Raw genomic sequence first — 11,563 nt, 5'->3', positions numbered from 1 at the left:
GTATCCGTCAGAAAAGCTTGAGGCGGGTCTTGGGCTCGGTGTCCGATCGCGCGGGATCCTTCACGCCCGGATCATCCGGCGGGCGGCCGAAGAAGGGTTCGATGATGGTCTCTGTTTTCGTTGCCTCCGGCGCAGTAGTGGGTTTGGGCGCAGGAGGCGCCACGGTCACCGGTTTGGTTTCCGGGTGCTTCGGCTGCTCGATGACCATGGGCGCTGGGGTCTCAGGTGTGAAAGCCTCGGCGTCTTTCATCTGCTCCGGTTCGGCCACCGTTACTTTGGCCACAGGAGGTAGGGCGGCGAGCGCCTTTTCACCGTCGGACGGGCTGCCGTCCTCCACCGGTCCCTCCAACTGGTTGACCGGCATTTTCCAGGTGAAGGCGTCGAGGCGGCCGGTGACCGGCGACATCGGCAGCCAGCGTTCGGAGACGTAACCATCCGCAACCCAGGATTCATCGCGGGGTGCCTTGAGGGCCTGACCCATCCAATGGCGAATGCGTCCTTGATCACCAGTCTCGGCTTCCTCGATATCGGCGAGCAGGAGATAAACGCGTTCGCGTGAGGCCATGCGCGCTGCTGCCTCGGCCTTGGCGCGCGCCCTGCCGAATTCACCTGCATCCAATGCGGCCTCGGCGACGGCCAACAGCGAGTAGTAGTTGTTGGGCTTCAGGGCTTCGAGCTTGTCTGCCTTCTTCAAACGGTCGACGGCGCTGTCACCGCTTCGGAGCCGCAGATAGGCCTGAGCCACTTCGGGGTGCGGTTCCTGCCGCCAGACCTGCTCCAGAACATTGGCGGCCTTCCTCAGATTGTCCTCCCGCTGGTAAGCCTTGGCGGCCACGATTGCGGCAGGCACCAGGTCCTTGGCCAACTTCAAGGCCTTCAACGCGCTGTCGCGCGCGCCAGTCGGCTCGGCCTCCAGCTGGTCCTCGGCCTTCGCAGTCAAGAGGACTGCCTTCAGGCGATCGGCTTCGTGACGGTCCAGGACATTGGCAATGCGCTGCTGATCGAGCAGGCGCACGGCATCATCCCAGTGACCAGCGCGGCAGCGATATTCGAGTGTCGCCTTGGCAGCCCAGGGCAGGTAAGGAGCGTGCTCTGCAGCTGTTTCGGCATATTGGCGTGCGGCTTCATGGGCGCCGAGGCGTGTTGCTTCGACAAAGAGGCCGCGAAGGCCAAGTTCCCGGGTTTCCGGGTCGTCTGCCATTCTTTGGAAAAGCTGGCGTGCCTCATCATACCGGCCTTCAATCAGCGCGGCCTGGGCGTCGAGCACCATGATCAACGGTTCCTGATCGGCGCGGATGAGACCACGAGCACGGGCGCTCATCCGGCGGGCGAGCACGGCATTGCCAGCGCCGGCCGCGATCAGTCCCGTGGACAGCGCCTGGTAGCCACGGTCTCGCTTGCGAGCCCGAAAGAAGCGGCGCATCGAATGCGGCGAGGTCCAGATGGTTCGCAGGAGCCACCAGAGAAGCATCACGGCCACGATCACGGCGACCAGTGCAGTCACGGCCACGATCAGGTCGGTCTGGTAGCGTTGCCCCTGCCATTCCAGCCAGATATCGCCGGGCCGATCCGCCACCCAGGAGAAACCATAGCCGATACCGAGGATCAGGGCGAAGAAGAACAGTACCTTAAGCATCGTCCGCATCCGATCAACCCTCGTTTCCGGCAACAGTCCGGGCGAGAGCCTCGCTGACGACCTGTTCCGCCTTGATGCGTCTATCGAGCTTTTCGGCGAAGTCCTGCGAAGCGGCCTTTGCCACCTCCGGCAGTGCCTGCCATTCAAGATGCGCACCCTTCAGGTCGCCATTTTCCAGCTTGTTCTCGATGCGTGCGACGATGGCGTCCGGTGTGTCACCCTCGACATTGCCGATCGGGCGCACCTTGACGAGCGATCGGGCGCTCGACAGCAGCCGATCGCTCCAGCCTTCGCCCTCTGCCGGAGCGTTGACTGCGGCAAGGATGTTGTCCGCCACGTCAGGGAATTCGCGGGCGAGATCTGCGCGAGACGAAAGGCCTGCGGTTGCCGTGGCAGAGAGTGCCGTCACTGCCGGGTCGTCCGGAGAGACGCTTTTCAGCGCATCCAGCTCCGACAGGAAGGGGCCGCCGCGATCGATTGCGGTCTTCAAGCCGGCAAGTGCTATGGCGCGCGCCATCTCGACATCGTTGCGCGGCTCGTCCAGTCGGCGTTCTGCGTCAGCAAGGCGCGTGCTGCTGTCAGTCAAGGCCTGGCGATTGGTATCGACCTCGCCCTTGAGTGCGGCAATCGCCTGGTTGGCAGCGCCCAATTGCGCGCGCAGTTCGTCAAGTGCTGCGGTGTCGACTGCGGCTATCTGTTGATTGATACCCGAAGCGACGGCGGTTTCCAGCGCCGACAAGCGTTCGGCAAGGGCGGGATCGGCAGCCGCTGCCGCAGGCGTCGCTGACGAGGCTGCAAGTCTGGCCACTTCCGACTTCAGCGCCTCCAGATCCTCTGCCGATGCGTACGACTGTACCGGCGTGTCTGTGTCGGGTCCAGCAGACGGCAGAACACCGGCATATTGCATGCTGCCGGCCAGGGCCAAGGCGACAAGGCCGCCGAGAATGCCGGATGCGATCAGCGTCGAGGTGGCGGGAGCGGGCCGCACGGGTGCCGCGGAAGGTTGGGCCTCGGCGTAATGCCCCCGTTTTACATCATCGGTCTCAGACGCAGGTGGTTCCGATCTGGCGTCCATAGCGGCGTCGCTTGATGCAGCTTGCTCGGCCTCGTTGGAGGTCGCTGTGGATTCTTCAACGGGAGGGATGTCCGAGGTCACGCCGCCAGTTTCTGCAGCGGTCACATCTGCGCTTCCCGGGGAGACGATCTCGTCTCCGGCTGCGACACTTGCCGACGCCGACTCACCCGCCGGGGCAATCGATGAGTCTTCGGCCTTCAGGTCGATGATGACAGGTTCATCCGTGGATTTCGATCGACGCGGGGGCTTTCCGGACACCATGGCAACCTCATTCTTTCCTGGACACAGACAAACGTAGTCAGTCACTCCTAGGAAGGAAAGGGTGAAGATCCATTTAGCGTTCCATGCTCGTCAACAGATCAATGAGCAAATCTTCGCGGGGCTCTTCCGGCCATGTGGCGCGCGGGCCATAGGGCTCGGGCAAAAGCGATGCGATCTTGGCGCTAAGGCAAATGAAGCGTGCCTGTGACCAGTCGACTGACGATCGCGTGATCTCCGCGACCTTCAGAAATCTGCGGACGGTTTCGGACGAATAGAGGAGGACTACGTCGGGCGGCTGAGCGGCCAGCGCTGCAATGGCTTCGCGATCCGGTTCGATCGAGATCATGCGGTAACATTGCCGGATTGTGAGTGGCCGCCCGGCGGACTGAAGGGTCTCTTCCAGGTCGGGTGTTCGCGGGTCTCCCGCCAAGTAGGTGATCAAGGCTCCCTGGTTGGAGGGGACCTCAGACAGCAATCGTTGTGCAAGCGCTTTACCGTCTCCCTCACCTGCGATCACGCGCGCAAACCCTAGCCGGCGCGCTGCCTCAGCGGTGGCCTGGCCGACGGCATAGAGGGGTATGGAGAGATAGTCGCGGCGGATCTCGGGGGGCAGTCTGGCCAGTGCCCGCAAAGCCTCGGCACTGGTGACGACGACGGCCACCGTCGATGCAGAAAGAGGGTGCGACAGTCCCTCCAGATCGTGCTCGGCCGTCATCAGTGGCAGAAGCACCGGGGCGTGTCCCCGGCGCTCAAGTTCGGCGGCGGTTCTGTCCGCTGCCGGCTGCGGGCGCGTCACGACAACGCGCATCCTTCAGCTCCAGCTGTCGAAGAAGTCGCTGCCGGCCTTGGCGCGGATGGTCTCGCCGGCGGATGCGCCGAGGGCCGAGGCTCCGGCCGTCTGACCCTCGACGGAGACTTCATGCCAGCGGCTGCCATCCGGCGTCAGGATCATGCCCGAGAAGCGGATCGACGTCCCTTCAACCGTTGCATAACCTGCAATCGGTGTGCGGCAGGAGCCGTCGAGTGCGCCAAGGAACGCGCGCTCACAGGTTACGGCATCGAAGGTGGGGCGGTGGTTGATTGCTTCGAGCAGGTCATTGACGCGGCTGTCTCCGATACGGCTTTCAATGCAGATCGCACCCTGTGCCGGGGCCGGGGGAAACTCGGTCGGATCGAGGAGCTGTGTGGGCACTTCGGACTTGCCTAGTCGCTTCAGGCCGGCAAAGGCGAGAAGCGTCGCATCGACCTCGCCGTCTGCCAGCTTGCGCAGTCGCGTGTCGACAAGGCCACGGAAGGTAATGACATTGACGTCCGGGCGCAGTCTGCGAATGAGGGCCTGGCGTCGAAGAGACGAGGAGCCGACCGTCGCTGCAATCGGCAGTTCCGCCAGTGTCGGCGCTGTCCGTCCGACAACGGCATCTCGCACGTCTTCGCGCGGCAGGAATGCGGAAAGGAACAGGCCATCCGGAAGCTTCGTCGGCATGTCCTTCGAGGAATGCACGGCAAAATCCAGTTCGCCCGAGACGAGTTGGTCTTCCAGTTCCTGGGTGAAGAGGCCCTTGCCGCCGATCTCCGACAGCGCCCGATCGGTGATACGGTCACCCTTCGTCGACAAGACAACGATCTCAAACATGTCTTCTGGCAGGTCATGCGCGATCATCAGCCGGGCGCGGGTCTCGGCGGCCTGAGCGAGGGCGAGGGGGCTGCCCCGCGTGCCGATGCGGAAAGGTTTTGTTTGCATCCGAACTTGTCCGTTGTTACCGACGGATTTCGTAGACCGGTTTTCCGGTCATCGCAATCAATGAACGGATTCCATGACAGCCAAACTGCGGATTCTGGGTATCGAAACCAGCTGTGACGAGACGGCGGCCGCCGTGGTGACGCGGCTTGCCGACGGCTCGGGTGTGACAGAGGCGGATGTTGTGCTGAGCCAGCTCGATGAGCACAGCGCCTATGGCGGTGTCGTTCCCGAGATTGCCGCCCGTGCGCATGTGGACGCTCTGGACACCCTGATTGAAGAAGCGCTGCAGCGCGCGGGGATCACGCTTGCCGAGGTCGACGCGATTGCTGCCACATCGGGTCCGGGACTGATCGGCGGGTTGTTGGTTGGTCTGATGACCGGGAAGGCTATCGCTCGGGCGACCGGAAAGCCTCTTTTTGCCATCAATCATCTGGAAGGCCATGCGCTGACAGCGCGACTGACTGATGGTGTCGCGTTCCCCTATCTGATGTTGCTAGTCTCCGGTGGCCATACCCAGCTTGTTCTGGTCAAGGGCGTTGGTGATTACGAGCGCTGGGGCACAACGATCGATGATGCGCTGGGCGAGGCCTTCGACAAGACGGCGAAGCTGCTTGGGCTTCCCTATCCGGGTGGGCCGGCAGTTGAACGGGCTGCCGCCATCGGCAATCCCAAGCGTTTTGTGTTTCCCCGACCACTGGTTGGCGAAGCCCGGCTCGATTTCTCGTTTTCGGGCTTGAAGACGGCTGTGCGGCAAGCGGCCGAGAGCATTGCGCCCGTGACCGAGCAGGATATTGCCGACATTTGCGCCTCCTTCCAGCATGCGATCTCGCGGACCTTGAAGGATCGAATTGGTCGCGGCCTGCAGCGCTTTCGCGAGACCTATCCAGAGATTGCGGAGCCTGCCCTGATCGTCGCCGGCGGTGTGGCTGCCAATAAGCAGGTGCGCAGCACGCTTGATGAACTCTGCTCGGCACATCGCTTCCGATTCGTTGCGCCGCCGCATCATCTGTGCACCGACAATGCCGTGATGATCGCGTGGGCGGGGCTTGAGCGCATGGCGCTGGGACTGCCTGCGGACGAACTGACGGTTGCGCCGCGTTCGCGCTGGCCGCTCGATTCGGAGGCCAAGGCCTTGCTTGCTTATGGCAAACGGGGCGCCAAGGCATGAGTAAAGTCCAGAGAATTGCGGTCATCGGCGCTGGCGCCTTCGGCACGGCGCTCGCCGCCGTCATCGCCCAGACGGGCAAGGCAAAGGCGCTTCTGATCGGCAGGGACCCTTCCGTGATGGCCGACATCGCCGCGAGCCAGGCCCATGAAGCGGCGCTGCCGGGAATCCGTCTGCCAGAAGGACTTTCGTTTTCGGCGAGGGCGCAGGATGTCGCCAGTGCCGATATCGTTCTCTTCGCGATGCCGTCTCAGGCTCAGGTTTCTGCTGCCGAGACTTATGGTCCCCATCTCCAGTCGGGTGTTCCTGTCGTCATCTGCGCCAAGGGTATTGAAAAGCAGAGTTCCCGGCTTTTAACCGATGTGCTCGAAGCCTCGTTGCCGGATCACCCGGTGGCGATGCTCTCGGGTCCGGGCTTCGCTGCCGACATCGCCAAAGGTCTGCCCACAGCCATGGCGATTGCGGCACAAGATCTCGCCATGGCCGAGCATCTGGCAAAGGCAATCTCAGGTCAGACTTTTCGTCTCTATGCTTCAGATGACCGGATCGGAGTGCAGCTCGGCGGAGCGCTCAAGAATGTGCTCGCCATTGCTTGCGGTATTGTGGAAGGCATGGGTCTCGGGGATTCGGCGCGGGCTGCTCTGATTGCCCGCGGCCTTGCAGAAATGTCCCGTCTGGTCGACGCTATGGGCGGGCGAGGGGATACCGTCCGAGGTCTTTCCGGTCTCGGCGATCTCGTGCTGACGGCGACAAGCCACCAGTCGCGCAATCTCCGTTTCGGGGTTGCTCTGGGACGAGGGGATGCCGTGTCGGCACAAGGTGGGGCCCTCGTCGAAGGTGCCTTCGCGGCGGCTGTTGCCGCCCGCCTGGCCGAAGGGCTCCAGATCGAAATGCCGATCACGCAGGCGGTTGCCGCGATTATCGAGGGGCGACTGGACATTCCGACCGCGATTGCCCAACTCATGTCACGCCCGATCACCACCGAATAGAATTCTTCAAGGAGACGATCATGCTGTTTGCCGTCATCTGCGCCGACAAGCCCGGACACCTCAACCTGCGCATGGAAACGCGACCGCCGCATGTCGAGTGGCTGAACGGGCTCAATGCCGAGGGCAAGCTGAAGATCGCAGGGCCGTTTCTCGATGCGGACGGAAAGCCTTGTGGCTCGATGCTGCTCATTGCTGCCGACGATCTGGACGGCGCAAAGGCGCTTGCGGCCCAGGATCCCTATGCCCAGGTCGGCCTTTTCGAGACTGTCGAGATCAAGCCCTATAACTGGGTCTTCAACAATCCGGAGGCTTAAGCGCAATGGCATTCTGGCTCTACAAATCCGAGCCCTTCAAATGGTCGTGGGAGATGCAGAAGGCCAAGGGGGACGTTGGCGAGGAATGGACTGGCGTTCGCAATTATCTCGCGCGCAACAACATGCGGGCGATGAAAATCGGCGACAAGGGGTTCTTCTATCACTCCAACGAGGGTCTCGAGGTCGTCGGTATCGTCGAGGTTTGCGCCTTGTCGCATCCCGATTCGACTGCCGAGGGTGATGCCCGTTGGGACTGCGTCGACATTCGCGCCGTCTGCGACATGCCGAAGCCCGTCAGCCTGAAGGCGGTGAAGGCCAATCCCAAGCTTGCCGAGATGGCGCTCGTCACGTCCATGCGCCTTTCGGTGCAGCCAGTGACGGACGAGGAATATTTCGAAGTCTGCCGCATGGGCGGACTCGACAACCCTCCCGTTTGATCGCGTGAAAACGGATCCGGAACGCTTCATCCTGGACAATACCAGCGTGCTGCCGCCGCCGCATGTGCCGGAGATCCGTTTGCATCTTGCCAGCGAGGTGCATGACCTATGGCAGAAGACGGAAGAGGATCTGGAAGCCATTGGCCTGCCGCCGCCTTTCTGGGCCTTCGCCTGGGCGGGCGGTCAGGGGCTTGCCCGTTACGTGATTGATCATCCGGAAATCGTTCGCGGAAAAAAGGTGCTGGATTTCGCCAGCGGTTCCGGCCTTGTGGCCATTGCTGCGGCGATGGCGGGGGCGGGTGAGGTACTGGCAGCCGACATCGATCCCTGGGCGCGCACGGCCGTCCGTTTGAATTGCATTTTGAACGACGTCTCGGTCGATTTCACCGATGATGACCTGATCGGCCAATCTGTCGATGTAGACGTGATCCTGGCTGGCGATGTCTTCTACGACAGCGATTTCGCGCGGGCATTGGTTGCGTGGTTCGAAACCGTTGCCAATAAGGGCTGCACGGTCCTGGTCGGCGATCCCGGTCGCAGCTATCGCCCGACGGAGCGCCTGGAGGCACTCGCCAGTTACGAGGTGCCGGTGACCCGAGTGCTTGAGGACAGTGAAGTGAAGAAGACGACCGTCTGGCGTTTCGTCAGTTCTTCAGCCGGATGACGCAGACACCCGCTTCCAGACTGCAGGCGTCATCCGTATTCTCGGCCGCGACTTCAATGATCCGTGCTTTTGGAGCGCGATAGGCGGCAACGGTTGGGCGTGAGCCGCGATCGACGGCGATGAAAACGCCGTTCCCCTTGATGCGAACGGCGGAGATGCTGCCGACAAAGGTGCCGATGCCGGGAACGACCGATGGGAGACCTCCGGTGCCGACAATTGATTGCTCTTGGCGTGGCTGGTGACCGCGACCGGAATGTCGGTTCCCGTCCTTGGAAATGGCAGGGGATGCCATGGCAAGTATGGTGAGCGAGACGAGGGCAGCGACTTCAACGCGTGACAGGATCATCGGTCCTTCTCCGGCATGGTTAACAAATCGTTAACGCATAATGCCGAAGATGATCGCTAAAGTCATCCGCTGGCTTCGTTTTTTCGTATCAGCGGCATTGGTTTGAGGTGAGGCTAAAGTTCTATTCACGCAAATCGATTAAATTGAAATCGTCTAGCGAATGTGCTTGTCGTCCGGGGGGCAGAGGATTAAACGTCGCCCTGATGCAATGCACCTAAAATCACTGGGCGCATTGTGACCCCAATGTCCGAAATCCGGACCGCATCGAGACGCCGCGAGGTTTAGATGGCGAATGTGACGAAAAGCCGGCCCCTGTCGCCGCACCTGCAAATCTACAAGCCTATTCCGACCATGGTCATGTCGATCCTGCACCGCATTACCGGTGGGGCTCTCTACTTCGGCACAATCCTTGTTGCCTGGTGGCTCATCGCCGCCTCGACGGGGGCCGAATATTTTGAGTGGGTCAACTGGTTCATGGGCACGATCATCGGCCGCCTGATCCTGTTGGGTTACACCTGGGCGCTCATCCACCACATGCTCGGCGGCCTGCGCCACTTGATGTGGGATGTCGGCTATGGCTTCGACAAGCACTTCTCGACGAAGCTTGCCAAGGCCAACATCATCGCGTCCGTTGTCCTGACGATCGTCGTCTGGATCATCGCCTACATCATTCGCACCTGAGGCATCATTCCATGGATATGCGCACTCCGCTCGGCAAGGTCCGCGGTCTCGGCTCGGCCAAGGAAGGCACCGAGCATTTCTGGCGTCAGCGTCTGACCGCCGTATCGAACATTCCGCTGATGATCTTTTTTGTCGGCTTCCTCGTCATGCACAACGGCGCGCCCTATGCCGAAGTAGTGGGCGCATTGTCGCACCCCTTCGTCGCCGTTGTCATGGGGCTGGTCGTGGTCTCCGGCCTGATCCACATGAAGCTCGGTATGCAGGTCGTGATCGAGGACTACATCCACGCCGAGATCCCGAAGCTGCTGCTCCTGATGCTCAACACTTTCTTCGCAATCCTGATGGGTGGCCTCTGTCTTTTCGCCATCTTGAAGATTGCATTCGTAGGGTAATTCAACATGGCAACCATTCATAACTTCGCCCAGACCGGCAAGGCCTACACCTATGTTGACCATTCCTACGACGTCGTCGTCGTTGGCGCCGGTGGCGCCGGGCTTCGCGCGACGCTCGGTATGGCCGAACAGGGCTTCAAGACGGCCTGCATCACCAAGGTATTCCCGACTCGTTCGCACACAGTCGCGGCTCAGGGCGGTATTGCGGCTTCGCTGAACAACATGACGCCCGATTGCTGGCAGTGGCACCTCTATGACACCGTCAAGGGTTCCGACTGGCTCGGCGACGTCGACGCCATGCAGTATCTCGCCATGGAAGCGCCGAAGGCGGTTTATGAGCTCGAGCATTACGGCGTTCCTTTCTCGCGAAACGAGGAAGGCAAGATCTACCAGCGGCCGTTCGGCGGTCACATGCAGAACTACGGCGAAGGCCCGCCGGTGCAGCGCACCTGTGCTGCCGCGGACCGTACTGGTCACGCCATCCTGCATACGCTCTATGGCCAGTCGTTGCGCAACAATGCGGAATTCTTCATCGAGTATTTCGCGCTCGACCTCATCATGTCGGAGGATGGCAGCCGCTGCACCGGGGTCGTCGCCTGGAACCTCGACGACGGCACCATCCATCGCTTCTCGGCGAAGATGGTGGTTCTGGCGACCGGCGGTTATGGTCGCGCTTACTTCTCGGCCACGTCCGCACACACCTGCACCGGTGACGGTGGCGGCATGGTTGCGCGTGCCGGCCTGCCGCTTCAGGACATGGAATTCGTTCAGTTCCACCCGACCGGTATCTATGGCGCTGGCTGCCTGATCACGGAAGGTGCACGCGGGGAAGGCGGCTACCTCGTCAACTCCGAAGGCGAGCGCTTCATGGAGCGCTATGCGCCGTCCGCCAAGGATCTTGCCTCGCGTGACGTGGTCTCGCGCTGCATGACGATGGAAATCCGTGAAGGCCGCGGCGTCGGCAAGAACAAGGACCACATCTTCCTGCATCTCGACCATCTTGACCCGGCCGTTCTGCACGAGCGCCTGCCCGGCATCTCTGAATCGGCGAAGATCTTCGCCGGTGTCGACGTAACCCGCGAGCCGATCCCGGTTCTGCCAACCGTTCATTACAATATGGGCGGCATTCCCACGAACTATTGGGGTGAAGTGCTGAACGCCGATTCGAACAATCCGGAACGGGTGATCCCGGGCCTGATGGCCGTCGGCGAAGCTGGCTGTGCCTCGGTTCATGGTGCAAACCGTCTCGGCTCGAATTCGCTGATCGACCTCGTGGTCTTCGGCCGTGCAGCCGCTATTCGCGCTGCCGAAGTCATTGACCGTACATCGCCGATTCCGGCGCTGAACATCGCCGCCTGCGACAAGATCATGGATCGCTTCGATAATACGCGCCACGCATCGGGCCAGACGCCGACGGCCGTTCTGCGCGACAAGATGCAACGCGCCATGCAGGATGATGCAGCCGTGTTCCGCACCCAGGAATCGCTTGAGAGCGGTTGCCGCCGTCTGTCGGCAATCTGGAAGGAACTGCCGGACATCAAGGTCACCGACCGCTCGATGATCTGGAATTCAGACCTCGTCGAAACGCTGGAACTGCACAACCTCATGGCTAACGCCATTACCACGGTGTATGGCGCCGAAGCACGCAAGGAAAGCCGCGGTTCGCATGCCCGCGAGGATTATGTCGATGGTCCATTCGCCGGACGCGACGACGTGAACTGGCGCAAGCATACGCTTGCCTGGGTGAACGAAGCTGGCGATGTGAAGCTCGACTACCGTCCGGTCCACACGGAACTCATTGCCGAAGGCATCGATCCCTACAAGATCGCGCCAAAGGCACGTGTTTATTGATTTGAGAGGTA

Annotated in this window: 13 protein-coding genes; 8 read left to right on the top strand and 5 right to left on the bottom strand. The window is 61.6% G+C overall.

What is annotated here, in order from left to right:
• Positions 1 to 7 precede the first annotated feature (7 nt).
• From ACSV9I_RS13145 to hemC, 4 genes are all read right to left on the bottom strand, one after another.
• Positions 8 to 1,636, bottom strand: coding sequence for a heme biosynthesis protein HemY (locus ACSV9I_RS13145; protein WP_438329226.1), 1,629 nt, complete (start codon positions 1,634 to 1,636; stop codon positions 8 to 10).
• 13 nt (positions 1,637 to 1,649) lie between these two features.
• Positions 1,650 to 2,972, bottom strand: coding sequence for a COG4223 family protein (locus ACSV9I_RS13140; protein WP_438329225.1), 1,323 nt, complete (start codon positions 2,970 to 2,972; stop codon positions 1,650 to 1,652).
• 73 nt (positions 2,973 to 3,045) lie between these two features.
• The gene (locus ACSV9I_RS13135) at positions 3,046 to 3,780 is read right to left on the bottom strand and encodes a uroporphyrinogen-III synthase (RefSeq protein ID WP_438329224.1); all 735 of its coding nucleotides are present in this window, start codon (positions 3,778 to 3,780) and stop codon (positions 3,046 to 3,048) included.
• A gap of 3 nt (positions 3,781 to 3,783) precedes the next feature.
• Positions 3,784 to 4,713 (bottom strand): hydroxymethylbilane synthase, encoded by a 930-nt coding sequence (gene hemC, locus ACSV9I_RS13130; protein ID WP_438329223.1) that lies wholly within the window; start codon positions 4,711 to 4,713, stop codon positions 3,784 to 3,786.
• Positions 4,714 to 4,786: 73 nt separating this feature from the next.
• Between hemC and tsaD the strand changes: the two genes are divergently transcribed.
• Genes tsaD through ACSV9I_RS13105 form a run of 5 tightly spaced genes read left to right on the top strand, consistent with a single transcriptional unit; the run spans position 4,787 to position 8,282 of the window.
• Entirely contained in the window at positions 4,787 to 5,881 is a 1,095-nt protein-coding gene (gene tsaD / locus ACSV9I_RS13125) for a tRNA (adenosine(37)-N6)-threonylcarbamoyltransferase complex transferase subunit TsaD (protein ID WP_438329222.1), read from the top strand.
• Complete coding sequence (locus ACSV9I_RS13120) at positions 5,878 to 6,867, top strand: NAD(P)H-dependent glycerol-3-phosphate dehydrogenase (RefSeq protein WP_438329221.1); 990 nt, start codon at positions 5,878 to 5,880, stop codon at positions 6,865 to 6,867. Before tsaD ends, ACSV9I_RS13120 begins: the two co-directional genes overlap by 4 nt.
• 20 nt (positions 6,868 to 6,887) lie before the next feature.
• The gene (locus ACSV9I_RS13115) at positions 6,888 to 7,181 is read left to right on the top strand and encodes a YciI-like protein (protein ID WP_054157905.1); all 294 of its coding nucleotides are present in this window, start codon (positions 6,888 to 6,890) and stop codon (positions 7,179 to 7,181) included.
• A gap of 5 nt (positions 7,182 to 7,186) precedes the next feature.
• A complete protein-coding gene (locus ACSV9I_RS13110) occupies positions 7,187 to 7,618 on the top strand; it encodes an EVE domain-containing protein (protein ID WP_054157904.1) in 432 nt (143 codons plus the stop codon).
• 4 nt (positions 7,619 to 7,622) lie between these two features.
• Positions 7,623 to 8,282, top strand: a complete 660-nt coding sequence (locus ACSV9I_RS13105) for a class I SAM-dependent methyltransferase (protein ID WP_054157903.1) — start codon at positions 7,623 to 7,625, stop codon at positions 8,280 to 8,282.
• Here the strand turns inward: ACSV9I_RS13105 and ACSV9I_RS13100 are convergent.
• Positions 8,263 to 8,628, bottom strand: coding sequence for a hypothetical protein (locus ACSV9I_RS13100; protein WP_438329220.1), 366 nt, complete (start codon positions 8,626 to 8,628; stop codon positions 8,263 to 8,265). The genes ACSV9I_RS13105 and ACSV9I_RS13100 overlap by 20 nt on opposite strands.
• Positions 8,629 to 8,913: 285 nt before the next feature.
• Here ACSV9I_RS13100 and sdhC point away from each other — a divergent pair, with 285 nt between their 5' ends.
• Genes sdhC through sdhA form a run of 3 tightly spaced genes read left to right on the top strand, consistent with a single transcriptional unit; the run spans position 8,914 to position 11,552 of the window.
• Entirely contained in the window at positions 8,914 to 9,309 is a 396-nt protein-coding gene (gene sdhC / locus ACSV9I_RS13095; RefSeq protein WP_054157901.1) for a succinate dehydrogenase, cytochrome b556 subunit, read from the top strand.
• 11 nt (positions 9,310 to 9,320) lie between these two features.
• Positions 9,321 to 9,701 carry a succinate dehydrogenase, hydrophobic membrane anchor protein gene (gene sdhD / locus ACSV9I_RS13090; protein WP_438329219.1) on the top strand — a complete coding sequence of 127 codons (381 nt, stop codon included), beginning with the start codon at positions 9,321 to 9,323 and terminating at the stop codon, positions 9,699 to 9,701.
• A 6-nt stretch (positions 9,702 to 9,707) separates the two neighbouring features.
• Positions 9,708 to 11,552, top strand: coding sequence for a succinate dehydrogenase flavoprotein subunit (gene sdhA, locus ACSV9I_RS13085; protein ID WP_054157899.1), 1,845 nt, complete (start codon positions 9,708 to 9,710; stop codon positions 11,550 to 11,552).
• The last annotated feature ends 11 nt before the right edge of the window (positions 11,553 to 11,563 follow it).

The organism is Rhizobium sp. G187 (assembly GCF_051549525.1).
GTDB lineage: Bacteria > Pseudomonadota > Alphaproteobacteria > Rhizobiales > Rhizobiaceae > Allorhizobium.
This window is presented reverse-complemented; position numbering and strand designations above follow the sequence as displayed.

Excerpts from the sequence above, each read along its gene's own strand:
- sdhA (WP_054157899.1), top strand. The coding sequence starts at position 9,708 with ATGGCAACCATTCATAACTTCGCCCAGACCGGCAAGGCCTACACCTAT.
- ACSV9I_RS13145 (WP_438329226.1), bottom strand. The coding sequence starts at position 1,636 with ATGCTTAAGGTACTGTTCTTCTTCGCCCTGATCCTCGGTATCGGCTAT.
- sdhD (WP_438329219.1), top strand. The coding sequence starts at position 9,321 with ATGGATATGCGCACTCCGCTCGGCAAGGTCCGCGGTCTCGGCTCGGCC.
- sdhC (WP_054157901.1), top strand. The coding sequence starts at position 8,914 with ATGGCGAATGTGACGAAAAGCCGGCCCCTGTCGCCGCACCTGCAAATC.
- hemC (WP_438329223.1), bottom strand. The coding sequence starts at position 4,713 with ATGCAAACAAAACCTTTCCGCATCGGCACGCGGGGCAGCCCCCTCGCC.
- ACSV9I_RS13120 (WP_438329221.1), top strand. The coding sequence starts at position 5,878 with ATGAGTAAAGTCCAGAGAATTGCGGTCATCGGCGCTGGCGCCTTCGGC.
- ACSV9I_RS13140 (WP_438329225.1), bottom strand. The coding sequence starts at position 2,972 with ATGGTGTCCGGAAAGCCCCCGCGTCGATCGAAATCCACGGATGAACCT.
- ACSV9I_RS13100 (WP_438329220.1), bottom strand. The coding sequence starts at position 8,628 with ATGATCCTGTCACGCGTTGAAGTCGCTGCCCTCGTCTCGCTCACCATA.
- tsaD (WP_438329222.1), top strand. The coding sequence starts at position 4,787 with ATGACAGCCAAACTGCGGATTCTGGGTATCGAAACCAGCTGTGACGAG.
- ACSV9I_RS13110 (WP_054157904.1), top strand. The coding sequence starts at position 7,187 with ATGGCATTCTGGCTCTACAAATCCGAGCCCTTCAAATGGTCGTGGGAG.
- ACSV9I_RS13115 (WP_054157905.1), top strand. The coding sequence starts at position 6,888 with ATGCTGTTTGCCGTCATCTGCGCCGACAAGCCCGGACACCTCAACCTG.
- ACSV9I_RS13135 (WP_438329224.1), bottom strand. The coding sequence starts at position 3,780 with ATGCGCGTTGTCGTGACGCGCCCGCAGCCGGCAGCGGACAGAACCGCC.